Genomic DNA, 24355 nt, shown 5'->3' with positions numbered 1-24355 from the left:
CAGAAGGTGTGAAAAAAGGCGGCCCCGCGAAGGGCCGCCTCTCGACGTCTGCGATGACGAGGCGCTCAGTTCTTGAGCGGCGTCTCGGGCACGCTGCGCGGACGCGCGCTCTCGCTCTTGTCCGGATCGGCCTCCTTGGCCTTGCGCGTGCGCCGCGGCTCGCCGTCGGCGCTCGCGCGCTTCTTGCCGGCCTCGATGATGTCGCGCTCGGGACGCGGCAGCACCGGCCCTTCGGGGAAGACGAAGCCGAGCGTCTTGGCGCCGCTCTCGTCGGTCACCACCACCACGCGCACCGCGCCGCCATTCTTCAGCCGGCCGAACAGAACCTCGTCGGCGAGCGGCGTCTTGATGCTCTGATGAATCACGCGCGCCATCGGCCGAGCGCCCATCGCCTGGTCGTAGCCATGCTCGACCAGCCAGGCGCGCGCTTCGTCGGTCAGCTCGATGGTGACATTGCGGTCGGCGAGCTGCGCCTCGAGCTGCATCACGAATTTGTCGACGACGCGGGCGATCACGTCTTCCGGCAGATGGCCGAAGGTCACGATCGCGTCGAGACGATTGCGGAACTCCGGCGCGAACAGGCGGTTGATCGCCTCATTGTCGTCGGACGTGTTGACCTTGGCGCGCGTGAAGCCGATCGGCGTGCGCGCGAGATCGGCGGCGCCCGCATTGGTCGTCATGATCAGAATGACATTGCGGAAGTCGATCTGCTTGCCATTGTGATCGGTCAGCTTGCCGTGGTCCATCACCTGCAGCAGGATGTTGTAGAGATCGGAATGCGCCTTCTCGATCTCGTCGAGCAGCAGCACGCAATGCGGATGCTGGTCGATGCTGTCGGTGAGCAGGCCGCCCTGGTCGAAGCCGACATAGCCGGGAGGGGCGCCGATCAAACGGCTGACCGTGTGGCGCTCCATATATTCGGACATGTCGAAGCGCACGAGCTCGATGCCGAGCGAGGTCGCGAGCTGACGCGCCGCCTCGGTCTTGCCGACGCCGGTCGGGCCGGAGAAGAGATAGCAGCCGATCGGCTTCTCGGGATCGCGCAGGCCGGCGCGGGCCAGCTTGATCGCCGAGGTCAGAGCGGTGACCGCCTTGTCCTGTCCATAGACGACGCGCTTCAGCGTCTCGTCGAGATGAGCGAGCACCTCGGCGTCGTCCTTGGAGACGGTCTTGGCCGGGATGCGCGCCATGGTCGAGATCGTGGTCTCGATCTCCTTCAAGCCGATCGTCTTCTTGCGCTTCGATTCGGGCAGCAGCATCTGCGCGGCGCCGGTCTCGTCGATCACATCGATCGCCTTGTCCGGCAGCTTGCGGTCATGAATGTAGCGCGCCGACAATTCCACCGCCGCCTTCACCGCCTCGGTGGTGTAGCGGATCTTGTGGAACTCCTCGAAGTAAGGCTTCAGCCCCTTCATGATCTCGATCGCGTCCGGGATCGACGGCTCATTGACGTCGATCTTCTGGAAGCGGCGCACCAAAGCGCGATCCTTCTCGAAATATTGGCGATATTCGCGATAGGTGGTCGAGCCGATGCAGCGCAGCGTGCCTTGCGCCAGCGCCGGCTTCAGCAGATTGGAGGCGTCCATCGCGCCGCCGGAGGTGGCGCCGGCGCCGATCACCGTATGGATCTCGTCGATGAAGAGAATCGCGTTCTTGTGGTTCTCGATCTCCTTGATGACCTGCTTCAGCCGCTCCTCGAAATCGCCGCGATAGCGCGTGCCGGCCAGCAGCGTGCCCATGTCCAGAGCGAAGACGGTTGCGCTCGACAACACGTCCGGAACCTCGTTCTGGATGATCTTGCGGGCGAGGCCTTCGGCGATCGCCGTCTTGCCGACGCCGGGATCGCCGACCAGAAGCGGATTGTTCTTCTGCCGGCGGCACAGCACCTGGATGGTGCGCAGCACCTCGGATTCGCGTCCGATCAGCGGATCGATGCGGCCGTCGCGCGCCTTGCGGTTGAGATTGACGCAATAGGCCTCGAGCGCGCCTTCCTTCTTGCGTGGCTCGCCCTCGCGCGCCTCCCGCGCGTCGCCGCGATCCGCCTCGTCCTCGACGCCGCGCGGCGCGCGCGACGAATCGGCGAGGCCCGGCCGCTTGGCGATGCCATGGCTGATGTAATTGACCGCGTCATAGCGCGTCATGTCCTGCTCCTGCAGGAAATAGACGGCGTGGCTCTCGCGCTCGGCGAACAGGGCGACCAGCACATTGGCGCCGTTCACATCCTCGCGGCCTGAGGACTGCACGCTGATGATGGCGCGCTGCACGACGCGCTGGAAGCCGGCGGTCGGCTTGCAGTCGCCTGCCGATTCATTGACCAGATTGTCCAGCTCGCGGTCGATGTAGTCGCGCAGATTCTTGCCCAGCAGATCGAGATCGACCGAGCAGGCGCGCAGCACAGCGGCCGCGTCGGTGTCTTCGATGAGGCTGAGCAAAAGATGCTCGAGCGTCGCATATTCATGATGGCGCTCCCTCGCCGAAGCGAGAGCGCGATCGAGAGACTGCTTGAGGTTGCGCGAGAATGTCGGCATCGTTTTGGTCCGCCCTCACTTCTTTTCCATGATGCACTGAAGCGGGTGCTGATGCTTGCGCGCATAATCCATCACTTGCGTCACTTTGGTCTCGGCGACCTCGTAGGTGTAGACCCCACATTCGCCGACGCCGTGATTATGCACATGCAGCATGATGCGTGTCGCCTCTTCCAGAGACTTGTTGAAATATTTGCGCAGCACGATCACCACGAACTCCTGCGTCGTGTAATCGTCGTTGAGCAGAAGGACGCGGTACATGTTGGGGCGCCGCGTCTGGGTTCGGGTGCGGGTGATCAGCGCCGTTCCGGAGCCCGAGCCGCCATCGCCGCCCCCGTTCCTGCGGGGCTCCTTGCCGGCGCGCAGCGGCGCAACGCGACGCGATGCATGCGGCCGAACCACGCTATCGAGCGAGAATTCATCGTTCACTGTCACCTCGGCCTTCCTCTTTCCCCTTTCCGATGAATGGCCCTCGAAAGGCCCGCCGAACGGGTTCGTAGCATTCTCCGTACCGGACGGGTTCGGCCGTCGATCGCGCGGAGGGCGAAGCGGGGACCCGATGAGTTTTCTTTCTCGCAGGGGCATTGGCAAGACCCAAAAGCCGTTCGACGGAAAAAATCGAAAGAGGCGCCTTCCGGAACGGAGGGGACAGTCGACAAATCACCGAGGGAGATAATGTGTCTTCGCCGCCGAACAAGTGAGGGCGGCCGCCTCCCGGCCTGCGAGGCTTTCCAATCCCTTTCGCTTCGGCTGGAGCGCAGCCGCGCGCCGTCAACGCGTCCTTAACCGCATGTCGTCAATCTCGGACGCAGCCGGAACGCGAGGCCCCCATGTCGACCACCCCTGGATTTCTGCGTGACGAGTCTGGCTCCCTCGTGGAGAGAGTTGCGCTCGTTTCCGCCCTGCTTGCGCTCGTCAGCGTGCTCGGCGCAGATCTGCTGTCGTCAAAGTTACAAAAGGGCGAGCTTCCCGCCATCGCCTTCGTGCGGCCGGACAACCGGCCGGCCGGCGCGCAGGATTTGCGAGACGTCCGCGTCGACATGTCGACGACCGCCTCGATTCCGGCCGCGCGGCGCGGCGCCGCCGCCGTTTCGCCCTGCGACAAGGGCCATAATTGAGGCATTTGCTCGAACCCGGCCCCGACGAAACGGGCCGGCCGCGTCAAATTCATTGACTTTGAGCCCGTTCGGCTTCAAGCATGGCGCACGTCTTGCTCTCGGATCGCCCGAGCAGAGCGTCAGCGGAACATTCGATCGTCGAGTTGCGACGAAGCCGCCTGAGCGACACGCGCGCCCGTCGCGGCCCGCACGCGCGTTGATCCGAATTCACCCGCATCGCCGCGACCAGGACCATTGATGACATTCGACGAACTCGGCCTCTCGCAGAAGGTCCTCGCGGCCGTCGAGGCGTCCGGCTACACGCAGCCGACGCCCATTCAGGAGCAGGCCATTCCCCCTGCCCTGCAGGGACGCGACATTCTGGGCATCGCCCAGACCGGAACAGGCAAGACGGCGGCCTTCGTGCTGCCGATGCTGTGCCGCCTCGAGCAGGGCCGCGCCCGCGCGCGCATGCCGCGCACCCTCATCCTCGAGCCGACGCGCGAGCTCGCCGCGCAGGTCGAGGCGAGCTTCGCCAAATATGGGGCGAATCACAAGCTCAATGTCGCGCTGCTGATCGGCGGCGTCGCCTTCGGCGACCAGGAAGCCAAGATCATGCGCGGAGCCGATGTGCTGATCGCGACGCCGGGCCGCCTGCTCGACTTCTACGAACGCGGCAAGCTGCTGCTCACCAATATCGAGATCCTCGTCATCGACGAGGCCGACCGCATGCTCGACATGGGATTTATTCCCGACATCGAGCGCATCTGCAAGCTCGTGCCGTTCACGCGCCAGACCTTGTTCTTCTCGGCCACCATGCCGCCGGAGATCACGAGGCTGACCGAGGCCTTCCTCCATAATCCGGTTCGCATCGAGGTGGCGCGCGCCTCGAGCACGGCCGCGACCATCCGCCAGGCGCTGGTCGCCACCCACGGCCACGGCGAGAAACGCGAGACGCTGCGCCGCCTGCTGCGCGGCGCCGAGAACTTCAAGAACGCGATCATCTTCTGCAATCGCAAGCGCGACGTGGCCATCCTGCACCGCTCGCTCGACAAGCACGGCTTCTCGGCCGGCGCCTTGCACGGCGACATGGATCAGCTCGCCCGCATGGCTTCGCTCGACGCGTTCAAGAACGGGGACGTGACCCTGCTCGTCTGCTCCGATGTGGCGGCGCGCGGACTTGACATTCCCGACGTGAGCCATGTGTTCAATTTCGACGTGCCGACGCACAGCGAGGACTATGTCCATCGTATCGGCCGCACCGGCCGCGCCGGACGCTCCGGCACAGCCGTCACGCTGGTGACGGGCGAGGATCGCAAATATCTCGACCAGATCGAGACGCTGATCGGCAATAAGATCGACTGGGAAGGTCCAGGCCTCGACGAATTGCCGCCCGCGGAGGAGACGCCGCGTCCGGCGCGCGGCCGCGAGCGCATCCGCTCCGGCGAAAGATCGCGGCGCCCGGCCGCTGCGGAGCGCGCCGAGCCGGCGCGCGCCCGTCCGCGCCGCCCCTCCGAGTCCGACACGCGGCCGCCGACCTATGGCGATCGCCGCGACCGACGGACGCCGCGTCCGCGAGAAGACGATGGGCCGCCCGTGATCGGCCTCGGCGACCATATCCCCTCATTCCTGCTGCGGCCAGTGGTGCTGAAGCCCGCCAAGGTCGGAGAAGAATAGCCCGGGGCTCACATCGCCAGCTCGCGCGCGACGGCCGCCAAAAGCTCGTCGATGCGGGGATTGGAGAAGACGTCTCCCGAGGGCTCGACTCGCGCCACCGGCTCGCGCGTGCAGTGGCGGAGACAGTCGCGCGTCGCGAGGGCGATCCGGCCGCGGGCCAAGTCCTCGGCGAAAGCCTCGGCCAAGGCCGCCCGGAGCTCCGCCAGCAGCGATTCGCCGCCGCCCTGCGCATCGCAGCGCGGCCCGAGGCAGACGAGCAGCCGCACGAGCGGCGGCGCAACGCTCGCATTCATGCTCGCCCCTCCGTTTCCGATCGCCTCGCTCCCGTCGCTTGTAGTGCGCAAGCGAAGACGCGTCCAATTCTGGAGCGCCTCGAATACGAATTTTCATGCTTTGGCGCGGAGCGAGTGCAATTTATGGTGAGGCGTGGCAAATCGTGGCGACGAGCGCTCGCAGCGGGAATTTCGGTTGCGAGCGCCTCCGGGTCATGAGAGTGCCTGAGTAATCGCCGAGCCGTCGTGGCTTTGTCCGAGGTCCCCATCCGGGAACGGAGGCGGCGAGGCGACGGGAGCGGCGGCGTGACGAACCCGACAAGATAAGGAGTCCTCGGGTGGAATTGTCGGCTACAGCGCTGGCTTTCGCGGGCGTCGGCGCGCTCATCGGCGCCTATGTGGGCAGCGCATTGGGCTTCAGCGTGGCGATCGCGGGAAGCGTGGTCGGCGCGATCGGCGGCTGGAGCGTCGGATCGGCGATCATCAGATCGCGCCGCGCCCAGGAGAAAGAATGAGCGGAATGATGCGGATTCGCGCGCGGGACCTGCGTCCTTCGCGCCGCCGCGGCCTGGCGCTTGCGCCGTTCCGATCGATCGTATAGCACCGTCGAGGCAGACGATGAGCGCGGAGTCCCCCGTCGCATGAGCAGCAAGAAGCCCCTCAACCTCCTGCATCTGTCCACGCTGGTCGCTGTGGCGATCCTCGTCGGAACAGAGCTGGTCGGCGCCTCCTGGGCGGCCGGCTGGGCGCTCGGCGGCCTGTTTCAGCTCGACCCGGCGATCAGCCGCGGCATCGAGATCGTGTTCGCGCTCGCCGGTTTTGTCGGCCTGTATTTCTTCATGCGCACCGCGGTCCGCCACGAGCCGATTCGCTGATCGCCCACATCCCCCAACGACCATCGGCCGGACGGCGGCTCGAACGACGCTCGCCCGAACGCTTCGGCCCGCGTGAGGATCGACCCCAATGACCGAGAAGATGGATCGCCGCTCCTTCCTCGAGGCCGCGGCGGCGACGACCGCTGTTAGCGCCCTCGGCGCGGCCGAGGCTAGTGGCGCGCCCCTGCCCGGCAAGCTGCAGCTCGGGCCGGCCGAGCCTTTCACTTTCGAGCGGCTGAAGGACACCGCGCGCCGGCGCGTCGCCGAGCCCTACCATCCCCCGCTCCAGCCCGACCCCGAGATCACCGGCAAAATCGACTATGAGGCCTGGGGCAAGATCCGTTACGACACCGATTATGCGCTGAGGATCGGCCCCGGGCGCTATCCGGTGGAGTTTTTCCATCTCGGCATGTTCTTCCGCAAATCCGTGCGGATGTACAAGGTCGAGAACGGCGACGCGCGCGAGATCCTCTACAGCCCGACCTATTTCGAAATGCCCGCCGATTCGATCGCCCATCAGCTGCCGAAGGGCGCGGGCTTCGCGGGCTTCCGCATCCAGGAGCCGGTGGACGGCCCGCTCGACTGGCGCAAGAATGATTGGGCGGCCTTTCTCGGCGCCTCTTATTTCCGCGCGATCGGCGCGCTTCGCCAATATGGACTCTCGGCGCGCGGCGTCGCGCTCGACACCTGGGTCGCCGGCCGGTCGGAAGAATTTCCCGATTTCACCAATGTCTACATCGGCCCCGAGACAGCCGACGGGCTGCACATCCATCTGCTGCTCGAAGGACCGTCGATCGTGGGCGCGTTCCGCATCATCGCCAAGCGCGACGGCGCGGTGACGATGGATGTGGACTGCGCCCTGCATCTGCGCGGCGATTTCATCCGTTTCGGCATCGCGCCGCTGACCTCCATGTTCTGGTTCTCCGAGGCGGTGAAGCCGACCGCCGCCGACTGGCGGCCGGAGGTGCACGATTCCGACGGCCTCTCCATGTGGACCGGCTCCGGCGAGCGTCTGTGGCGCCCGCTGAACAATCCCGGACGGGTGATCGCCTCCGCCTTCAGCGACGAGAATCCGAAAGGATTCGGGCTGATGCAGCGCGACCGCAATTTCGACCATTATCTCGACGGCGTGTTCTACGACCGCCGCCCGAGCGTATGGGTCGAGCCCAAGGGCGATTGGGGCAAGGGCGCCGTGCAGCTCGTCGAGATCCCGACCGACGACGAGATTCACGACAATATCGTCGCCATGTGGGTTCCGCAGGCGCCGGCGGTGCCGGGCTCCTCGTTCGAATTTTCCTACCGGCTGCACTGGCTCGCCGACGAGCCCTACCCCGCGCCTCTCGCCCGCTGCGTCGCGACGCGGCTCGGCAATGGCGGCCAGCCCGGCAAGCCGCGGCCCAAGGGCGTGCGCAAGTTCATGGTGGAGTTTTTGGGCGGGCCGCTGGAGAAGCTGCCCTTCGGCGTCAAGCCGGAGGCGGCGCTCTGGGCCTCGCGCGGAACATTTTCTTATATCTTCACCGAGGCCGTTCCGGACGGCGTGCCGGGCCATTGGCGCGCGCAATTCGATCTGACGGTCGACGGCCCCGAGCCTGTGGAGATGCGCCTCTTCCTGCGCAATGGCGCCGAGGTTCTCTCCGAGAACTGGCTGTATCAATACCACCCGTTCTGACGCGCAAACTCGCCGCCGCGCCCCTTCTCCCGCAGGGCGGCAGAAGGGAATGTCACGACGCCGCCGTAGCTCAGAACGGGATATCGTCGTCGAGCTGGTCGGAAAGCCGGCCGCCGCCGGCCGGGGCGGGCGCGCGGTCGCCGGATGAGCGCTCCATCGGCGAGGAGCGTCCGAAGCTGGAGCCGCCGCTGCTCGACCCATAGCCCCCGCCGCCCTCGATATCGCCGCCGCTGCCGCCGCCGCGGCTGTCGAGCAAGGTCAGTTCGCCGCGAAAGCGCTGCAGCACGACATCGGTGGCGCGGCGCTGAATGCCGTCCTTGTCCTGATATTCGCGCGTCTGCAGCTGGCCCTCGAGATAGACCTTGGAGCCCTTGCGGCAGTACTGCTCGGCGATCTTGCCGAGATTCTCGTTGAAGATCGACACATTGTGCCATTCGGTGCGGTCGCGCCGCTCGCCCGTGTTGCGATCGCGCCAGGATTCGGACGTGGCCACGGAAAACGAAACGACGCGGTCGCCCGAGGGAAGCGTGCGCACCTCCGGATCGCGTCCCAGATTGCCGATCAGGATCACCTTGTTGACGCTGCCCGCCATTTGCCTCTCTCCTCAGAACCCGGACACTCTAATCCGAACCAATCGGCGCCGGCGGACATCGGTTCCGTTGTCCACAGCAAAGGCGCTTCCGCTGAGTTCTATTTTTGTTCTAGCATCGCGCCGATCGTCGAGCAAGCGAGCGCTCACCCTCAACGGCGCCTCTGGCGAGCCTTCGCGCCATTTTCTCGCTGAGAGGCTCGCGATGCGCTAAACTCTCGCGGCAACGCAGCAAGAGGCATCGCTCATGCCGCTCTATTTCGCCTATGGCGCCAATATGGACGCGACCGCCATGGCGGCGCGCTGTCCGCGCTCGCGCCTGCTCGGCCGGGCGCGGCTCGCCCGCCATCGCTTCGTGGTGCAGGAGACGGGCTTCGCCAGCATCCTGCGCGACAATCGCGCCGATGTGCATGGCCTGCTGTGGGACCTCGCTCTTTCCGACACACCCGCGCTCGACCGCTATGAAGACGTCGCGGCCTCTATCGCAAGCTCGTGCTTCCCGTGCTGCGCGAGCAGACGGCCGGCTCGGTCAACGCCCTCGTCTATATCGGCTCGGCGGCGCGTGAAGGCGCGCCCGCGCCCGGCTATATGGAGAGCGTCGCCGCGGCCGCCCGCGCCGCCGCGCTGCCCGCCGCCTATCTCGCCTTTCTCGACAGCCTGATCCCCCGCGCGCCCGGACCCGGACGCGGCGCGCCTTTGCGAGCCCTCCCATGAACCGCCTCGCCCCACCTGTTCCCCTCGTCGGCTCGGTCGCAGAACTGAAACGCCGCATCGCGCAATGGCGTGCGCGCGGCGAGCGCATCGGCTTCGTCCCCACCATGGGCGCGCTGCACGACGGACATCTCTCCCTTATGGAGGAAGCGCGGCGCCGGGCGGAGCGCGTCGTCGTCTCGGTTTTCGTCAATCCGACGCAATTTGCGGCCAATGAGGATTTCGGGCGCTATCCGCGCACGCTCGAGGCCGATCTCGACCGCCTCGCGCGGGTGAACGCCGACCTCTGCTATGCGCCGGCCGTCGAGGAGATGTATCCGCAGGGCTTCGCCACCAGCGTGACGGTCGGCGGGCCGGCCGAGGCCGATCTCGAGGACCGTTTTCGGCCGACCCATTTCGCCGGCGTCGCGGTCGTGGTGGCCAAGCTGCTCAATCAGGCGGAGCCGGACGTCGCCGTGTTCGGCGAGAAGGATTATCAACAATTGCTGGTGATCGCGCGCATGGCGCGCGACCTCGACCTGCGCGCCGAGATCGTCGGCGCGCCGACTTTGCGCGAAGCCGACGGGCTCGCCATGTCCTCGCGCAATATCTATCTCTCGCAGGAGGAGCGGCGCGTCGCGCCCGCGCTGCATCGCGCGCTCGTCACGGCGGCGCGTCGGATCGCCGAGGGCGAGCCGATCGGCCATGTGATGGGCGAAGCGCGCGAAGAGGTGGCGACGGCCGGCTTTGCGATCGACTATCTCGAGGCGCGCCATGCACAGACGCTGGCGCGCGTCGCGCGGCGCCATGACGGACCGACGCGCCTGCTCGCCGCCGCTCGCCTCGGGGCGACGCGGCTCATCGACAATATCGCCGTCGAGGAGGCGTGATGGATTTCGAGAACCGCCGCATCCTGCGCATCACTGTGACGGGCCGCGTGCAGGGCGTCGGCTTCCGCGCTTTCGTCGCGCGCGAGGCCGGCCGGCTCGGGCTCGAAGGCTGGGCGCGCAATTGCCGCGACGGCTCCGTCGAGATCGTCGCCGCCGGCCCGGCCGCCGTGGTCGACTCGCTGGTTGTCGCGGCGCGGCGCGGCCCGCCGGCCTCGCGCGTCGACGCGCTGCGCCTCGACGACTGCGACGAGGCGGCCCTGCGCAATGGCGCGGGCGATGTCGGCTTTGCGCCGACATGAGCCTCGATGACGCGACCCGCGACCGCCTCGCGCTCGCCTTCGCCGATCTCGCGGCGCGCGCCGGCGTCATCGCCATGGAGATTCTCGCGGCGCCGGACATCGTCGCCCGGGTCAAGACGGATGCGAGCCCGGTCTGCGAGGCGGACGAGAAGATCGAGGCCATGCTGCTGGCCGAGCTCGCCGCGATCGCGCCGGGCGTTCCGATCATCGCCGAAGAGTCCACTGCGCGGGGCGCGACTCCCCTGCCCGCCAATGTGTTTCTGCTCGTCGATCCGCTCGACGGCACGCGCGAGTTTCTGGCGCGGCGCGACGAGTTCACCATCAATATCGCGCTCGTCGCCGACGGCGCGCCTCGCATCGGCGCCGTCTTCGCGCCGGCGCTCGGCGAATTATGGTTCGCGGGAGCGACCGCTTTCGGATGCCGGGCCGCGCCCGGCGCCCACGCGCCGCCGCCCGGCGATTGGCGCCGGCTCGGCGTGCGGACAGCGCCGCCGCAGGGGCCGACCGCCCTCGTCAGCCGCTCCCATCTCGACGAAGAGACGCAGGCCTTCTTGCGCGCGCGGGGCGTGACCGAAATTCGCGAGACCGGCTCCTCGGTCAAATTCTGCCGCCTCGCCGAAGGCGTGGCCGATCTCTATCCGCGCTTTGGACCCACGATGGAATGGGACACGGCGGCGGGCGACGCCGTGCTGCGGGCGGCGGGCGGCGCGGTGCTCGACCCGTCCGGCCGTCCGCTGCGCTACGGCAAGGCCGAGACCGGCTATCGCAACGGCCCCTTCATCGCTCTCGGCGACCCCGCGGCGGCAAGGATTTGTTAAGCTTCGCGCGAGATTCTTCGAGCGAGCGCGGCGCCGGCCTGGTCGCCGAGACCGCGCGGGGAGTCTTCCGCATGAGCGCCGCGTCACGATCCTCCCGCAGGGATATTCTCGCTCTCGCCGGCGCCTGCGCGCTGGCGCCGGCCCTTCCCGCCCTCGCCGCTTATGAGGAGCGCCCCGAGGAAATGTCGGGCGACGAGATCGTGCGCGACGGCCATCGCTTCTTCGGTTCGATCGCACGCAATCTGGCGCTCGCCGTCGAGGAGGCCGCGCGGCGCTGGGGCCGGCCCAACGCCTATGTGCTCGGCCAGGAGGCCTCGGGCGCTCTGATCGGCGGGCTGCGCTATGGCGAGGGCTTGATGTACACCCGCAACGCCGGCAAAAAGCGGGTCTATTGGCAAGGGCCGACGCTCGGCTTCGACGCGGGCGCCGACGGCGACCGCACCATGATGCTGGTCTATAATCTGCCTTCCGCGGAGGCGATCTATACGCGGTTCGGCGGCGTCGACGGCTCCGCCTATCTGGTCGGCGGGCTCGGCCTCACCGAGCTGACGGCCGGCGACATCGTCCTCGCGCCGATCCGTTCCGGCGTCGGCGCGCGGCTCGGCGTCAGCTTCGGCTATTTGAAGTTCACACGCGAAGCGACCTGGAACCCCTTCTGAGGGGCGGCCGCGACAGATCGTCGCGCCGTTCGCGCTCGTCTCGGCGGCCACACGCGCGTAAGCTGTCCGCAAATCAAGGCGGGAATTCCGATGAGGACGGGCGGCCGTCGCGGCGGCCGCTTTTCCCGCGCTCAATCGCGAGACGCCGTCGAGAGGAAGACTATGCGGAACGCCGATGACAGCAGAGAAGTGGTGCGGCTCGCCGCTATCATCGCGATCGTGGCGATCGTTTCCATGGCCGTCGCGGTGGGTCTGCGCATGTGGCGATGAACGCGCGCGGAACGTCGCGCCGTCCATCCCGAACGCAAATCCGGGAGCCGCCCTCGTCGGACGACTCCCGGATTTTATCGAATGATTCTTCGTCGCGCCGGCTCAGAAGCCGCCATGCGAAATGATCGGCGCATAATGGATGATCGCGAAGATCACGCCGACCGCGCCGAGAAACCACGCGATCGATTTGACCAGCTCGGCGCCGGACCTCTTGAAAGGATCGTTGGACATCGGTTTTGCCTCCACTGACGCTTCTGCTCCAAACAGTAGGAATGCTGAGCGCAGAAAACGTCGAGACGCCGCAGCATGTTTGGTCGGCCTACGATCAATCGCTGCGCGAAGCAAGCTCATTTTTTGATCCAAACGCCGATATTTCAGTTAGTTCAGGCAGAGTCCCGATCCGACGCACGACCGCGGCTCGAACGCCGTCGCGCGCCGTTGGCGCGTCAGCGCTCGCGCGAACGCTGCAGCAGCGATCATTCGGATTTCGGCGCCGACTCGCCCTCGCCGCCGATCGGCTCCTGATCCTTCTGCATTTGGTCATGATCCGTGTGATCGCTCGGCGTCTCTGGTTCGGACGACGATTCGCGATGGGACTTGCGCCAGCGCTCCATCGCGTCGGCGTCATGCGCATGCATTGCGTCCGGCGCGTCGATCGAGGCGTCGATGGCGACTTCTCCGGCTTTGTCGAAGACGAGCGTCATCTCGAATCCCCAGCCGATGGGATTCATCTTCGATATATCGACCAGCAGCACATGAGATCCGCCGGGCTCCAGCGTCACTTTGGACATGGGCGGCAGATAGATCGCATTCTCGCGCACGGCGAAATGCGGCGCGACGTGAAATTCGGCCGAGCCGAAACCGGCGGATTTGACGCCGATCAGCCGATCGGGCCGATCCCCCTTATTGGAGACGAACATATAGAGCTGCGCGCGCGTCTCGCCTTCGTGCGGAGCGCGCAACCAGGGATGCTCGATTTTAATCGCGCCCACCTCATATTCGTGCGCGCGGATCGAGGTCGAAGGCCAAATGATGAAGCAAGCCGCGAACGCCGCGCCGGCCGAGAGCGCGCGCGAAAGGATGCGACGTCGATCGATGGTCATTTCCGCTCCTCCGTCCGTCGCCGAACGCCACGGAAGTGAGAGCGGGCGCGAGAGCCGCGGTCTCGCGCCCTTCGCGCCGCTCACGCTATGGCGGACGGCTTCTTGTTGAAGGAGTTCTTGTACCAGAGACCGAATCCGACCAGCCCCAGCGCCGCGAAAAACACCATCACGGTGATGTCGCGGGTCGCGGTCTCGCCGACCGAAAAGGGGAAGCGCGAGACATACACCTTCGCCCCGTCGTCGGTCGACGCTTTGACGAGGCCGATGAACTTGCCCTTCTGCGCGAAATCATACTCGAAGTTGAGCGTGCCGGTCCGGTACTTCTTGGGCGGAACATAGGTCTCGGTGTTCTGCTCGAGGTTTTCCTCGTCGGTCTTCTGGCCCACATCGCGGAGAATGCGGATTTCGAGATTCATATCGCGCAGCTCGTCCTGCACAGCGTCGAGGACGATGATTGTCGGGCCCACGTCCGGAATGTCGTCGCAGAACTGCTCCCGCGACTTCAGCGGCTGGTAGCCGGTGAAGTTCATCTGATCGGGGCCGATCTTCATCTTGCATTGGCCTTCGTCGATGCTGACGCCGCCATGCGCGTGGGCTTGTGACGTCAGCCATGCGGTGACCAGCAAAGTGGCGACGAGAAATCTGATCATTTACGCTCTCTCCGGCTCTTGGCGCTCTGCGCGCTCGTTCCTCCGTGCGCCGCGCGCCGTTCGCGGTCCCCGGCCGCAAAACTATAAATCGTGATACGATGTATCGGCAAGAGCGGCTGTCGAGCCCGATTGTCGCAGGCTTTGACGCCGCATGCCCCCGGGCGCCTTGACCGCTCGAAACGGGAACGTCATCATTCTCGTTTCCGGCGACGACTATCGCGAGAGCGAGGAGGCAGCGTGGACCCGACGGCAGACTGCGGCGCTGCGGAGAAGGCGGCCGACAAGCCCGCCCCGACCGAGGAGGAGCTGCTCGCTCTCGCCAATTTTCGCTACGCGCTGCGCCGCTTTCTCGCCTTCAGCGAGCAGGCCGCCGCCGATGTCGGGCTCACCATGCAGCGCTATCAGGCGCTGCTCGTCATCAAGACGTTTCGCGGCGGCGGACATATCAGCGTCGGAGAGCTGGCCGAGCAATTGATCATTCGCGATCACAGCGCGGCAGAGTTGGTCTCGCGGCTGGTGCAGGCGAAGCTGGTCCGGCGCAAGATCGATCCCGGCGACCGTCGCCGGTCGCTCGTGATCATCACGGCTTCGGGCGACCGCCGGCTCGCACAACTGGCGGACGCCCATTTGAGAAGGCTGCGCGCCGACAAAAGCGCCTTTCTCGATCTCTTCGATGGGAGCGGCGGCGAGGCGCCGCATCGCGTCGACGATATCGGCGCCGACGAGACATGAGCCCTTCACCCGAGCGCCGTCGCGACGCGACGACCCCGGGAGAATGGGAGAGCCCGCTCAGGCCTGCGACGACCACGGCCGCATGAAGCTAAGAACCGTCGTGCTGAGCGTGCTGCCCGTGAGAACGAGCGTCGCGCCGAGGGCGAGAAGCGCGACGAGGTTGAGAACCACGTCATTAGTGGCGCCGGCGACCGCGAGCACGCCGAGCACGATCGCGCCAAGTCCCGCGAGCGACTGAATGCCGGCCGAACCCGACGCCATCTCGCTCGCCAAAAACTCGCCGCCGAAGCTCTGCGACTGGGCGGCCTCGCTCTTGGCCGCAGCATGACGGAGCACATAGAGCTGCCACACCGCATTGCTGCTGAGCACGAGCGCCGTTCCGAAAGCGATCGCCGCGATTTGGGTCAGCGCGCCGGGGCTGATGCCGAGCAGCGCCAGCACGCCGAGCACGATGCCGGCGGCTCCGACGAGGAACACTGCAGACAGGCTGCCGCCGCCGAAATGCTCGACGGAGGAGGACTGGGAGCCCGTCGGAAAGATGATCTGAGCATATTCGGACAGCATGGTTCCGCCCTGAATGAGCAGAGCGACGCCGAACACGATGGTGGCGATCGACGCGAACAGCTGGGGATTGACGCCGGCGAGACCGACGACCGCGAGGACGATCGTCGCGATGCCTCCCACGGCGTCGACGAGGCCGCCGTAGACTGCGGCATTCTCCTGAGCAGTTGCCTCTCGGAAGGACATGGACATCGAAGGACACTCCATTGGCCCGCAGCCCCGCGCACCAAATAGTCGAAGCGCACGCCGCGACAAGCGTGTAACCGACAACGCGGGAGCATCTGCGCTCCGCACGGCCGAGCCCGAGCGGACGCATGAAAAAGCCCCGGAACCAATCCGGGGGAAGCGTGTTCAAAGGAATTGGGGCCGGAAGTTTCGGGCGGAGCGGCCCATTGGCGACGGAGGGCGTGATGAAGCACAGAACTCTGGAAGAAGTGACGAAAATTGCGGCGATCGAGCCCGTCGCGAACAAGGAAGAGTCGCCGCGGCGCGCGCGGCTGGAGCGGCTCGCGCAGATCCTCTCGGCGCATTCCGGACGCATCCGCCTATTCTCCATGATGGAATATGTTCCGGTGCGCGAGCGCGTGAAGCTGCGTCAGGACGAGTCGCCTCTCTCGATCGCCTATCGCGATCCGCAGTTCCGCGAGCAGGGCCTCGCCGGCGACCGCCTCGGCGACGCGATCGAGTTCTTCGGCCTGTCGATGCGCGAAGCGCATCATCTCTTCTGCGATTGCAACTATTCCGGCGCGATCACGCCCGGCGCCGTGGCGTCGCGCGCCCGCGCGCTGTCGCAGAAGCGCACCCTCGCGCAGATGTGGCGGGATCTGCGTCAGCGCTTCGGCTGGGGGCGCTGACCGTCAAGCGGCGACCCGGCGGCCGGCGTTCATCAAGGCGAAGGGCGCGCCCGACAGCAGAATGTCGAGCGCCTCCACGCTCTGATAATTGCCGTTGACGGAGAGCCGCGGCAGGGCGAGCAAGCGCTCGCGATGGGCCGGGAAGATCATGCCCGGCCGCGTCGTCACCGCGCTCTCGAAGCCGATCGCGGCAGCGAGCTCGAACTCGCGCGCGCCGGCCGCTGCGCGGCCTCCATAGGGATAGCAAAAATGCCTCGCGGCGACGCCGAGCTCGTCGGCCAGGCGCTTGCGGCTCGTTGCCATCTCCATGACGGCCGGCGCGCGCGCGAGCCGCGCGAGCCGCGGATGCGTCAGCGTGTGCGCGCCGATGGTCGCCAGCGGGTGACGCGCGAGCGCGCGCAGCTCGCTCCATCCGAGACAGAGCTCGCGCGTCAGCGCACCCGCCTCGAGCGTCGCCTGCGCCGCGAGCGCGGCGATGACGTCGAGACGCTCCTCGTCCGCGCCGGCTTCGAGCCGAGCGTAAATATCGCAGAACGCCGCCTGCTTCTCCGCCGCCGTCGCCGTTCCGCGCGCAACGCGCAGACCGCCGGCGACGATGTCGATGCGATCGAGCCGCCGAATCGCCTCCTCGAGCTCGACCCACCAAAGTCGCGCGGCGCCATCGGCGAAACCGGCCGTCACATAGGCGATGAAGGGCGCCTCGTGACGCTCGAGAACAGGCAGCGCATGCGCGACGAGATTGCGATAGCCATCGTCGAAGCTGAGCACGGCAAAAGGCGTGCGATCGGCTTCAGGCTCCCGCAGACGCGCGAGCGCATCGTCGAGCGAGATGATCTCGATCCCTCGCCGCCGCAAATGCGTCAGCACGCCGTCGAAGAATTGCGGCGTGATCTCGATCGACCCGTTCGGCTCGAAAGCGTCGTCGCGCCGAGGCCGCACGTTGTGAAACGTCAATATGACCCCGACGCCGCGCGTAAAAGGCTCGGCGAGGCGATGGGCGCCGCTCGCCCGAAAGAAAGCCATGCCTGCATCGATGGCCAGCCGGCGCCAGTTGGCCATGGCGGTCTCTCCTCTCGCGCTCTACAGCTCTCGTTGACCTTTGCCTGATAGCTTGAACCAAAGCAGCGGATCGGCAACGGGACCGTCGAGTCATGGTAAATGCAATCGATTGCGGCGTGGGAGATCTCGCGGGCGAGGTCGAGGAGGCGCCCGTCGCTCTGGATGTGCTGACACGGCTCGAGGATGCGCGCGCCGATTGGGACGATCTCTTCGCCCGCGCTCCGGCGAGCGCCTACCAATCCTATGATTTCTGCAATGTCTGGATGGAGACGCTCGGCCGCGCGCAGGGCCTCGCGCCGATGATCGTCGTCGCCCGGGCGAGCGGCGGACGAGCCGTCGCCCTGCTGCCGCTCGCGTTCGGGCGCGTCGGTCCGCTCGGCGTCGCGCGCTTCATCGGCGGCAGAGAGAGCAATCTCAATTGCGGGCTGATCGCCCGCGACGCCGCGCTCGGCGACATGCGCTTGCTGCTGCGCCGCGCCGCACGGGCGGCGCCGCAGAGCGTCGATCTCTTCCTCTTGCGCAATCAGCCGCGATCCTGCGCCGGCGCCGCAAATCCGCTCGCTCTTCCCGGCTCCTCTCCCAGTCCGAGCTCGGCGCATGCGACCGCCCTGCCCGCTCGCGCCGCCGATCTCGATGCGCGGCTCACGGGTGATGCGCGCAAGAAGCTGCGCAAGAAGAAGACGCGGCTCGAGACGCTCGGCGCCGTCGTCTTCGAGCATGTCGCGACGGGACATCGTGCGCGAGACATCGTGAAGACGCTGCTCGCGCAGAAGGCCGAGCGGCTGCGCGGCGTCGACGCCTCCTTCGAGCGGACGGACATGCGCGATTTCGTTCTTCGTCTCGTCGAGACGGGCGCGCTCGAAGCTCATGCGCTGACCCTCGACGGCCGGATCATCGCCGCCTATGCGGGGCTGCCGCATGAGCGCGGCTTCTCGGCGATGCTCAACTCTTTCGATTCGGAGGAAGAGATCGCGCGCTCGTCGCCCGGCGATCTGCTGCTGCATGCGCTGATGCGCGATCTCGTCGCGCGTGGCTTCACGCGCTTCGATCTCGGCGTCGGAGAAGGGCGCTACAAGAATGCGGTCTGTGACGAGACCATCGCGCTGGTCGACACGATCGTCCCGGCGAGCCCGCTCGGCGTTGTCGCCGCGCCGCTCTTCGTCGCGGCGACGCGCGCCAAGCGCCAGATCAAGCAGACCCCCTGGATGTTCCGTCGGGCCGTGCGTCTGCGCGGCGCATTCGGCCGAGTCAGGCCGCCGTCGCGCTCGTGAGCGCATCATCCTCGAGCAGCACGACGTCGTCGACGCCCGCCTGCTCGAGCTCATCGCGAACGAGCTCGGCGACCTTGTCGCCACCGCTGACCAACAGGAGATCGAAGGAGGGCGCGAGCTCCACGGCGCGCTCGTAGCGGCGCGTCGCGACGACGACGAAATCATAGGCGCGCGACAGCGCCTCCAGCACCCAGGACGCATCTTCGTCGAAACGCGCGTCGGCGCAGCCGCCCGGCATCACATGCAGGCGCGAGGCGGCGTCCTTGTGAATCGCGCTGGCGAATGTCGTCTCGCGCGCGACGAGATCGGCGAAGCCGAGCGGCGGCTCCGGATCTTCGCCGGCGACGAGACCGTCATATTCGTCGTCGTCGTCGACGCAGACCAGAATGGCCGCGCCGCGCCGAGCCAGCGAGCGAGCCAGCGCCGCCGCGGTTCTGCAGCTGCCGCGCGCATCGGCGCAGCCGACGAGCAGCACGGCGACCGAGGCCTGGTCGTCGCCGGCCGTGATGCGGCCGACGACCTCTCTCATATCCTCGATCCGCGCCTCGGCGCGTTCGCTCTGCTCATCCTGCTCCGACATCGGGTCCGCGTCGCCAGATGCGACACGAAGGGCGGCGCGGCGAAAGAGAGTCGGCCGATCCACGGCGTCGTCGTCGATCACGTCGTCGTCTTCGTCGTCCTCTGAATCTTCTTCCTCGCTCCGCTGCTCATCCCTCGCGTCGCGATCCGCTTCCGTCATCGAGGTCGGCTCGACGCGCGCTGCCCGGACAGCGGGCGGCGTGCGGCTCGTGGAAAGACGCGGACGCCCGGTCAGCAGCTCGGCGGCGACGACGCCTCCGGCCGAGAGCACGAAAGCAGCGATGGCGGCGAAAGCCGTGATCGGCAGCTTCTTCGGAAATGACGGATTGGGCGGCGCCACGGCGGCCTGAATGACGCGCGCGTCGGCGGGCGAGGATTTCGCGCCCTCACGCGCCAGCGCTTCCTGATATTTGGCCGAATCCGCCTCGAACTGCTCTTTCAGCACATGGGCGGCGCGCTCGAGCTCGCGCAGCTGCACCTCCTCGGCGCCCGCCTGTCCCGCGATCTTCTTCTGCCGCTCCATCACCCGCGTGAGATTTTCGACGCGCGCGGCGGCGATATGCGACTCGTTCTCCAGCGTCCGCGCCGTGCGCTCGGCGGCGCGGCGCAGATCGCCCTCGAGATCGGCGAGCTGCGCGTTCAGCTCCTTTATGCGCGGATGCGCCGGCAGCAGCGTGCGCGATTCGAGCGCGAGCTGCGCGCGCAGCGCCACGCGCTGCTCGCCGATGCGCCGAATCATCTCATTATTGGCGACGTCGGGAATCTCGCCGACGCGGTTCTGGCGCAGCATCTCGCGCACCAGCCTCGCCTTGGCCTCGGCGTCCGCCTCGGACGTGCGCGACAGCGAGAGCTGATTGGTGAGGTCGCCGAGCTGCTGCGTGGCGATCGACACATTGTTGCTGCCGGCGAGCAGGCCGGATTTGATGCGGAACTCCTCGACCTTTCCTTCCGCCTCGGCGACGCGCACGCGCAGGTCGGCGACCAGCGGGCTCAGGGCCCGAGCCGCCGCGCGCGCGTTTTCGCGCTTGGCCTCGCGCTGCATGTCGATGTAGGTCGCGGCGATGGCGTTGGCGGCGCGCGCCGCGAGATCGGGATCGCGCGAGGAGAATTCGATCTGCAGCACGCGCGTCTTGGTCGGCGAGAGAATGGTCAGCCGCTCGAAATAGGCGTCGAGCATCCGCTCCTCGGGCGAGAGCCGCGAGGGATCGCGCAACACGCCGAGCGCCACGCCGATGCGCGTCAGGAGGCCCGGGCCGCCGGCGAGCGGATCGAATTCCACATTGCCCTCGAGCTCGAGCGACTTCAGCGCGCGGCGCGCGAGATCGCGCGAGGTGAGCAGCTGGATTTGACTCTGCACCGCCTCGGCGTCGGGCGCCATGGCGGAATCGGAGCGCTCGCCCTTGTCCGAGCGCGTGAGATAGCTCTCCTGATTCTCGAGCAGGACGCGCGCCTCGGCCGTGTAGCGCGGCTTGACGAGATTGACGAACAAAAGCGCGCCGACCAGGGCCGCGAGCGTCACGCCGATCACGATGCGCCGATGGCGCGACAGCGCCGAAGCGATCTGCCCCAGATCGATCTCGCCCTGAGCCATCGGCTCCACGTCCCGCGAATCGCCGGCGCTCATCCTCGTCTCCCCGTCCGTGAGACGATTGATAGCGAGCGCATGGTTTCCGCCCGGTTAATCGCGCGATCAATCTTTGTTAACCATAACCGCCTAAAAATGCGCCCGCCGACGACGGTGATAAGCCGTTACTCGAGATCAAGGTTCGAAATGCCGAGATATGGCTTCCTCCTTCTTTCGCTGATCATGAGCGCGACAATGACCGGCTGCGCCCTGCCCGGCGCCTATGTCCCGGAACTGCTGGCGACCGCGCCGGACGAGCCTTATCTGCTCGGCGCCGGCGATCGGCTGCGGGTGATCGTCTTCGGGCAGGACGCTCTGTCGAACAGCTACACGGTCGACGGCTCGGGCCATATCTCCATGCCGCTCGTCGGCTTGGTTCCCGCCGCCGGGCGAAACACGCAGGAGCTCCAGCACGACATCGCCGCGCGGCTGCGCAACGGCTTCGTCCGCGACCCGCATGTCTCGGTGGAGGTCGAAGCCTTTCGGCCCTTCTATGTGCTCGGAGAGGTGATCAGCGCCGGCCAATATCCCTATGTCGACGGGCTGACCGCGCAGAAGGCGATCGCCATCGCCGGCGGCTTCAGCCCGCGCGGCTATCAGGACGCGGTGGATTTGACCCGCGACATGGGCGGCGTGTCGGTGACGGGCCGCGTGCCGCTGCTGCAGACCGTGCGCCCCGGCGATACGATCACCGTGCGCGAGCGGATATTCTGACGCGATGGCGGCGCAGCGCGACACGGCCGAGGACGCCCTGCGCATCGTGCATGTGATGCGCGCGCCGATCGGCGGCCTGTTCCGCCATGTCGTCGATCTCGCCGGCGAGCAGGCCGCGCGCGGCCATGCGGTCGGGCTGATCGTCGATTCGACCACGGGCGGCGAGCGCGCGGAGAGCGTGCTGCGCCGTCTCGAGCCGGCTCTCGCGCTCGGCGTCACGCGCATCGGCATGCGGCGGGAGCCGCATTGGAGCGACGTTCATATCGCTTGCCGCGTCGCATCGGTCCTGCGCCGGCTGGCGCCCAACGTCGCGCATGGCCATGGAGCCAAGGGCGGCCTCTATGCGCGTCTGCCGGCTCTGCTCCCCTTTTTTCCGGCGCCGCGGCGTCCGTTGATCCGCGTCTACACGCCGCATGGCGGCAGTCTGCACTATGATCCGGACACTCTCGCGCATCGGCTCTATCTCGCCGTCGAGACAGCGCTCGAGCGCGTGACCGACTTCATCCCGTTCGAGAGCGCCTTCGCGCAGGCGCGCTTCGGCGAGACGGTCGGCTTCTCGCGCGCGCTCTCGCGCGTCGTGCTCAACGGATTGCGGCCGGACGAATTCGCGCCGGTCGCGCCCGCCGCCGACGCCGCCGATTTTCTCTATGTCGGCGAGTGGCGCCGCTGCAAGGGCGTCGACACTCTGATCGAGGCGCTCGCGCTGGTCGGCGCGAGATGCGGCGCAACGCCGCGCCTCGCGCTCGTCGGCTCGGGGCCGGATGAAGCCGCTCTGCGCGCGCTCGGCGAGCGGCGCGGCGTGTTGGCGCAATTGTCCTTCCTTCCGCCGACGCCGGCGCGCGAGGCGCTGCGCCTCGGACGCATATTGATCGTGCCGAGCCGCGCCGAATCTCTTCCCTACATCGTGCTCGAGGCGATCGCCGCCGGCGCGCCGCTGATCGCGACGCGCGTCGGCGGCATTCCGGAAATATTCGGCCCTCACGCTGAAAGGCTCGTCCGACGCGACGATCCGTCGGCGCTGGCGGACGCCATGATCCGCACGCGCAGCGCAGAGCCGCAGGCGCTGAGGAAAGATTGCGACGCGCTCGCGGCGCGCGTCGCCGAAATGTTCAGTCTCGAGACGATGACGGAATCGGTGCTGCGCGGCTATCGCGACGCGCTCGCGGCGGCGAGCCGCCGATGCCGCGCCATGCCGGCCGCAACGCCGCAGAAAGCTTGAATGGAGGAGAAAATGTGCGCTTTCGCGTTGCGCGACATGAAATCGGTCGATAACGCCGGCGGCGCCCCGGCGGCCCGGCCCTCGCAACGCAGCGCCGCGCTCCTCGCCGAGATCGCCGCCGATACGACGCCGACGCGCGCCTATTCGCCGATTGTTCTGTCCGGCCTCGTGCGCCTCCTCGAATTTCTGCTCATCGTCGCGGCCGGCTTCGGCGTGCATTATCTGCATGTCGCGCCGACCTGGGGATATCGCGTCGAATATTTCATCGTGATTCCCGGCATGGCGCTGCTCGCCGTCATCGCGCTGCAGGCGCTCGGGCTCTACACGACGCAGGCGTTCCGCGCGCCGATCAGCCATGGCGCCCGACTCGTCTGCGGCTGGACCTGCGTCTTTCTCGCGGCGCTCGCGGCCATCTTCTTTTTGAAGCTCGACAATGCGCTGTCGCGCGTGTGGCTCGCCGGCTGGTATGCGACGGGGCTCGGCCTGCTCGCCGCCGAGCGCTTCGCCGTCTCCGCGCTGGTGCGCGCGCTGACGCAGCAGGGCCGGCTCGACCGGCGCACCGTCATCGTTGGCGGCGGGCCCGCCGCCGAGCCCGTTCTGCGCGACCTCGCCGCCGCGCAGCAGGACAGCGATCTGCGCATCCTCGGCATATTCGACGACCGCGGCGACAGCCGCTCGCCGGACGTCCTCGCCGGCTATCCCAAGCTCGGCGGAATCGACGATCTCGTCGAATTCGCGCGCCACACACGTCTCGATCTGGTGATCTTCACGCTGCCGATCTCGGCCGAGGAGCGGCTGCTGCAGATGCTGCGCAAGCTGTGGGTGCTGCCGGTCGATATTCGCCTCGCCGCCCACACCAACAAGCTGCGCTTCCGGCCGCGCTCATATTCCTACATCGGCAATGTGCCGGTGCTCGACGTGTTCGACAAGCCGATCGCCGATTGGGACGTGCTGATCAAGACGGCCTTCGACAAGATCGTCGGGACCATCTGCCTCGTGCTGCTCGCGCCGGTGATGGCGGCGGTGGCGCTCGCCGTGAAGCTCGACTCGCGCGGGCCGATCCTGTTCCGGCAGGATCGCCACGGCTTCAACAACGAGAAGATCGAGGTCTACAAGTTCCGCTCGATGTATGTCGATCAGCTCGATCCGGCCGCGGCCAGGCAGGTGACGCGCGGCGATCCGCGGGTGACGCGCGTCGGGCGCTTCATCCGCAAGACCTCGCTCGACGAATTGCCGCAGCTGTTCAATGTGGTGTTCAAGGGCAATCTCTCGCTGGTCGGGCCGCGCCCGCACGCCGTGCAGGCGCGCGCCGCCGAGCACCTCTATGACGAGGTCGTCGACGGCTATTTCGCGCGCCACCGCGTGAAGCCCGGCCTCACCGGCTGGGCGCAGATCAACGGCTGGCGCGGCGAGACCGACACGCCGGAGAAAATTCAGAAGCGCGTCGAATGCGATCTCTACTACATCGAGAACTGGTCGATCCTGCTCGACATCTATATACTCGCGCTGACGCCGCTCGCGCTCGTGAAGGCGGAGAACGCCTATTGAACGAATCGTCGGCAGTCGCCTTGAAGCTCTTCCTGCATTGATACGGTTTCCGGTCGATCAGCGCATCGCGGCAAACCAGCGCCCTCGTCCTTCGAGACGGCCCCTTCGGTG

Annotated in this window: 25 protein-coding genes and 1 pseudogene; 16 read left to right on the top strand and 10 right to left on the bottom strand. The window is 67.1% G+C overall.

Annotated features, from left to right (window positions below):
• Positions 1-65 precede the first annotated feature (65 nt).
• Positions 66-2528 (bottom strand): ATP-dependent Clp protease ATP-binding subunit ClpA, encoded by a 2463-nt coding sequence (gene clpA, locus K3F48_RS18410; RefSeq protein WP_222576892.1) that lies wholly within the window; start codon positions 2526-2528, stop codon positions 66-68.
• A gap of 15 nt (positions 2529-2543) precedes the next feature.
• Positions 2544-2927: an ATP-dependent Clp protease adapter ClpS gene (clpS, locus tag K3F48_RS18405; RefSeq protein WP_222576904.1), complete on the bottom strand. Its 384-nt coding sequence runs from the start codon at positions 2925-2927 to the stop codon at positions 2544-2546.
• Between the two features lie 428 nt (positions 2928-3355).
• On the opposite strand from clpS, the gene K3F48_RS18400 reads away from it, so the two are divergent.
• Both K3F48_RS18400 and K3F48_RS18395 read left to right on the top strand, forming a co-directional pair.
• Positions 3356-3643 (top strand): hypothetical protein, encoded by a 288-nt coding sequence (locus K3F48_RS18400; RefSeq protein ID WP_222576891.1) that lies wholly within the window; start codon positions 3356-3358, stop codon positions 3641-3643.
• A 237-nt stretch (positions 3644-3880) separates the two neighbouring features.
• A complete protein-coding gene (locus tag K3F48_RS18395) occupies positions 3881-5299 on the top strand; it encodes a DEAD/DEAH box helicase (RefSeq protein ID WP_222576890.1) in 1419 nt (472 codons plus the stop codon).
• Positions 5300-5307: 8 nt separating this feature from the next.
• Here the strand turns inward: K3F48_RS18395 and K3F48_RS18390 are convergent, their stop codons facing one another.
• Positions 5308-5592, bottom strand: coding sequence for a (2Fe-2S) ferredoxin domain-containing protein (locus K3F48_RS18390; RefSeq protein ID WP_222576889.1), 285 nt, complete (start codon positions 5590-5592; stop codon positions 5308-5310).
• A gap of 317 nt (positions 5593-5909) precedes the next feature.
• Between K3F48_RS18390 and K3F48_RS18385 the strand changes: the two genes are divergently transcribed.
• The 3 genes from K3F48_RS18385 (at position 5910) to K3F48_RS18375 (ending at position 8115) form a co-directional block, all read left to right on the top strand.
• Positions 5910-6086, top strand: coding sequence for a hypothetical protein (locus tag K3F48_RS18385; RefSeq protein WP_222576888.1), 177 nt, complete (start codon positions 5910-5912; stop codon positions 6084-6086).
• Between the two features lie 126 nt (positions 6087-6212).
• Positions 6213-6446 carry a hypothetical protein gene (locus K3F48_RS18380; RefSeq protein ID WP_222576887.1) on the top strand — a complete coding sequence of 78 codons (234 nt, stop codon included), beginning with the start codon at positions 6213-6215 and terminating at the stop codon, positions 6444-6446.
• A gap of 88 nt (positions 6447-6534) precedes the next feature.
• Positions 6535-8115 carry a glucan biosynthesis protein gene (locus tag K3F48_RS18375; RefSeq protein WP_222576886.1) on the top strand — a complete coding sequence of 527 codons (1581 nt, stop codon included), beginning with the start codon at positions 6535-6537 and terminating at the stop codon, positions 8113-8115.
• Between the two features lie 70 nt (positions 8116-8185).
• On the opposite strand, the gene ssb is transcribed toward K3F48_RS18375, so the two are convergent.
• A complete protein-coding gene (gene ssb, locus K3F48_RS18370) occupies positions 8186-8707 on the bottom strand; it encodes a single-stranded DNA-binding protein (protein WP_222576885.1) in 522 nt (173 codons plus the stop codon).
• 244 nt (positions 8708-8951) lie between these two features.
• Between ssb and K3F48_RS18365 the strand changes: the two are divergent.
• The 5 genes and pseudogenes from K3F48_RS18365 to K3F48_RS18345 all read left to right on the top strand — a co-directional run bounded on the left by K3F48_RS18365 (position 8952) and on the right by K3F48_RS18345 (position 12060).
• A pseudogene (locus K3F48_RS18365) lies at positions 8952-9418 on the top strand (gamma-glutamylcyclotransferase family protein).
• On the top strand, positions 9415-10284 hold the full coding sequence (gene panC, locus K3F48_RS18360; protein WP_222576884.1) for a pantoate--beta-alanine ligase: 870 nt from the start codon (positions 9415-9417) through the stop codon (positions 10282-10284). Before K3F48_RS18365 ends, panC begins: the two are co-directional and overlap by 4 nt.
• Entirely contained in the window at positions 10284-10583 is a 300-nt protein-coding gene (locus K3F48_RS18355; protein WP_222576883.1) for an acylphosphatase, read from the top strand. The genes panC and K3F48_RS18355 overlap by 1 nt, the downstream gene beginning before the upstream one ends.
• Positions 10580-11401, top strand: coding sequence for a 3'(2'),5'-bisphosphate nucleotidase CysQ (cysQ, locus tag K3F48_RS18350; protein ID WP_222576882.1), 822 nt, complete (start codon positions 10580-10582; stop codon positions 11399-11401). The genes K3F48_RS18355 and cysQ overlap by 4 nt, the downstream gene beginning before the upstream one ends.
• 71 nt (positions 11402-11472) lie before the next feature.
• Positions 11473-12060 carry a DUF1134 domain-containing protein gene (locus K3F48_RS18345; protein ID WP_222576881.1) on the top strand — a complete coding sequence of 196 codons (588 nt, stop codon included), beginning with the start codon at positions 11473-11475 and terminating at the stop codon, positions 12058-12060.
• Positions 12061-12432: 372 nt separating this feature from the next.
• Here the strand turns inward: K3F48_RS18345 and K3F48_RS24530 are convergent, their stop codons facing one another.
• The 3 genes from K3F48_RS24530 to K3F48_RS18335 all read right to left on the bottom strand — a co-directional run bounded on the left by K3F48_RS24530 (position 12433) and on the right by K3F48_RS18335 (position 14083).
• Positions 12433-12561, bottom strand: coding sequence for a hypothetical protein (locus K3F48_RS24530; RefSeq protein WP_255609345.1), 129 nt, complete (start codon positions 12559-12561; stop codon positions 12433-12435).
• Between the two features lie 245 nt (positions 12562-12806).
• On the bottom strand, positions 12807-13433 hold the full coding sequence (locus K3F48_RS18340) for a copper chaperone PCu(A)C (protein WP_222576880.1): 627 nt from the start codon (positions 13431-13433) through the stop codon (positions 12807-12809).
• Positions 13434-13513: 80 nt separating this feature from the next.
• A complete protein-coding gene (locus tag K3F48_RS18335) occupies positions 13514-14083 on the bottom strand; it encodes a hypothetical protein (protein ID WP_222576879.1) in 570 nt (189 codons plus the stop codon).
• A 237-nt stretch (positions 14084-14320) separates the two neighbouring features.
• On the opposite strand from K3F48_RS18335, the gene K3F48_RS18330 reads away from it, so the two are divergent.
• Positions 14321-14815, top strand: a complete 495-nt coding sequence (locus K3F48_RS18330; RefSeq protein WP_222576878.1) for a MarR family winged helix-turn-helix transcriptional regulator — start codon at positions 14321-14323, stop codon at positions 14813-14815.
• 57 nt (positions 14816-14872) lie between these two features.
• Here K3F48_RS18330 and K3F48_RS18325 read toward each other — a convergent pair whose 3' ends face one another.
• Positions 14873-15568, bottom strand: a complete 696-nt coding sequence (locus tag K3F48_RS18325; RefSeq protein WP_222576877.1) for a hypothetical protein — start codon at positions 15566-15568, stop codon at positions 14873-14875.
• A 218-nt stretch (positions 15569-15786) separates the two neighbouring features.
• Between K3F48_RS18325 and K3F48_RS18320 the strand changes: the two genes are divergently transcribed.
• Positions 15787-16230 carry a hypothetical protein gene (locus K3F48_RS18320; protein WP_222576876.1) on the top strand — a complete coding sequence of 148 codons (444 nt, stop codon included), beginning with the start codon at positions 15787-15789 and terminating at the stop codon, positions 16228-16230.
• 3 nt (positions 16231-16233) lie between these two features.
• Here the strand turns inward: K3F48_RS18320 and K3F48_RS18315 are convergent, their stop codons facing one another.
• The gene (locus K3F48_RS18315; RefSeq protein WP_222576875.1) at positions 16234-17289 is read right to left on the bottom strand and encodes a polysaccharide deacetylase family protein; all 1056 of its coding nucleotides are present in this window, start codon (positions 17287-17289) and stop codon (positions 16234-16236) included.
• 116 nt (positions 17290-17405) lie between these two features.
• Between K3F48_RS18315 and K3F48_RS18310 the strand changes: the two genes are divergently transcribed.
• Positions 17406-18560 carry a GNAT family N-acetyltransferase gene (locus tag K3F48_RS18310; RefSeq protein ID WP_370631450.1) on the top strand — a complete coding sequence of 385 codons (1155 nt, stop codon included), beginning with the start codon at positions 17406-17408 and terminating at the stop codon, positions 18558-18560.
• On the opposite strand, the gene K3F48_RS18305 is transcribed toward K3F48_RS18310, so the two are convergent.
• Positions 18538-20763, bottom strand: a complete 2226-nt coding sequence (locus K3F48_RS18305) for a GumC family protein (protein WP_222576873.1) — start codon at positions 20761-20763, stop codon at positions 18538-18540. The two genes, K3F48_RS18310 and K3F48_RS18305, sit on opposite strands and share 23 nt — an antisense overlap.
• 147 nt (positions 20764-20910) lie before the next feature.
• On the opposite strand from K3F48_RS18305, the gene K3F48_RS18300 reads away from it, so the two are divergent.
• Genes K3F48_RS18300 through K3F48_RS18290 form a run of 3 tightly spaced genes read left to right on the top strand, consistent with a single transcriptional unit; the run spans position 20911 to position 24244 of the window.
• The gene (locus K3F48_RS18300; RefSeq protein ID WP_222576872.1) at positions 20911-21477 is read left to right on the top strand and encodes a polysaccharide biosynthesis/export family protein; all 567 of its coding nucleotides are present in this window, start codon (positions 20911-20913) and stop codon (positions 21475-21477) included.
• A gap of 4 nt (positions 21478-21481) precedes the next feature.
• Complete coding sequence (locus tag K3F48_RS18295) at positions 21482-22696, top strand: glycosyltransferase family 4 protein (RefSeq protein WP_222576871.1); 1215 nt, start codon at positions 21482-21484, stop codon at positions 22694-22696.
• A 12-nt stretch (positions 22697-22708) separates the two neighbouring features.
• Positions 22709-24244, top strand: coding sequence for an undecaprenyl-phosphate glucose phosphotransferase (locus K3F48_RS18290; protein WP_222576870.1), 1536 nt, complete (start codon positions 22709-22711; stop codon positions 24242-24244).
• The last annotated feature ends 111 nt before the right edge of the window (positions 24245-24355 follow it).

This window comes from Methylosinus sp. Sm6, assembly GCF_019802345.1.
Classification (GTDB): domain Bacteria; phylum Pseudomonadota; class Alphaproteobacteria; order Rhizobiales; family Beijerinckiaceae; genus Methylosinus.
Note: the sequence above shows the minus strand (reverse complement) of the source record. Positions and strands in the feature narration are given on the sequence as shown.

What these genes read in the sequence shown, in the direction of transcription:
- ssb (WP_222576885.1), bottom strand. Translation starts at nt 8,707, where the DNA reads ATGGCGGGCAGCGTCAACAAGGTGATCCTGATCGGCAATCTGGGACGC.
- K3F48_RS24530 (WP_255609345.1), bottom strand. Translation starts at nt 12,561, where the DNA reads ATGTCCAACGATCCTTTCAAGAGGTCCGGCGCCGAGCTGGTCAAATCG.
- K3F48_RS18380 (WP_222576887.1), top strand. Translation starts at nt 6,213, where the DNA reads ATGAGCAGCAAGAAGCCCCTCAACCTCCTGCATCTGTCCACGCTGGTC.
- K3F48_RS18315 (WP_222576875.1), bottom strand. Translation starts at nt 17,289, where the DNA reads ATGGCCAACTGGCGCCGGCTGGCCATCGATGCAGGCATGGCTTTCTTT.
- K3F48_RS18390 (WP_222576889.1), bottom strand. Translation starts at nt 5,592, where the DNA reads ATGAATGCGAGCGTTGCGCCGCCGCTCGTGCGGCTGCTCGTCTGCCTC.
- K3F48_RS18375 (WP_222576886.1), top strand. Translation starts at nt 6,535, where the DNA reads ATGACCGAGAAGATGGATCGCCGCTCCTTCCTCGAGGCCGCGGCGGCG.
- K3F48_RS18340 (WP_222576880.1), bottom strand. Translation starts at nt 13,433, where the DNA reads ATGACCATCGATCGACGTCGCATCCTTTCGCGCGCGCTCTCGGCCGGC.
- cysQ (WP_222576882.1), top strand. Translation starts at nt 10,580, where the DNA reads ATGAGCCTCGATGACGCGACCCGCGACCGCCTCGCGCTCGCCTTCGCC.
- K3F48_RS18400 (WP_222576891.1), top strand. Translation starts at nt 3,356, where the DNA reads ATGTCGACCACCCCTGGATTTCTGCGTGACGAGTCTGGCTCCCTCGTG.
- K3F48_RS18335 (WP_222576879.1), bottom strand. Translation starts at nt 14,083, where the DNA reads ATGATCAGATTTCTCGTCGCCACTTTGCTGGTCACCGCATGGCTGACG.
- K3F48_RS18325 (WP_222576877.1), bottom strand. Translation starts at nt 15,568, where the DNA reads ATGTCCATGTCCTTCCGAGAGGCAACTGCTCAGGAGAATGCCGCAGTC.
- K3F48_RS18320 (WP_222576876.1), top strand. Translation starts at nt 15,787, where the DNA reads ATGAAGCACAGAACTCTGGAAGAAGTGACGAAAATTGCGGCGATCGAG.
- K3F48_RS18305 (WP_222576873.1), bottom strand. Translation starts at nt 20,763, where the DNA reads ATGAGCGCCGGCGATTCGCGGGACGTGGAGCCGATGGCTCAGGGCGAG.
- clpA (WP_222576892.1), bottom strand. Translation starts at nt 2,528, where the DNA reads ATGCCGACATTCTCGCGCAACCTCAAGCAGTCTCTCGATCGCGCTCTC.
- K3F48_RS18355 (WP_222576883.1), top strand. Translation starts at nt 10,284, where the DNA reads ATGGATTTCGAGAACCGCCGCATCCTGCGCATCACTGTGACGGGCCGC.
- K3F48_RS18345 (WP_222576881.1), top strand. Translation starts at nt 11,473, where the DNA reads ATGAGCGCCGCGTCACGATCCTCCCGCAGGGATATTCTCGCTCTCGCC.
- K3F48_RS18295 (WP_222576871.1), top strand. Translation starts at nt 21,482, where the DNA reads ATGGCGGCGCAGCGCGACACGGCCGAGGACGCCCTGCGCATCGTGCAT.
- panC (WP_222576884.1), top strand. Translation starts at nt 9,415, where the DNA reads ATGAACCGCCTCGCCCCACCTGTTCCCCTCGTCGGCTCGGTCGCAGAA.
- K3F48_RS18395 (WP_222576890.1), top strand. Translation starts at nt 3,881, where the DNA reads ATGACATTCGACGAACTCGGCCTCTCGCAGAAGGTCCTCGCGGCCGTC.
- K3F48_RS18290 (WP_222576870.1), top strand. Translation starts at nt 22,709, where the DNA reads ATGTGCGCTTTCGCGTTGCGCGACATGAAATCGGTCGATAACGCCGGC.
- K3F48_RS18300 (WP_222576872.1), top strand. Translation starts at nt 20,911, where the DNA reads ATGCCGAGATATGGCTTCCTCCTTCTTTCGCTGATCATGAGCGCGACA.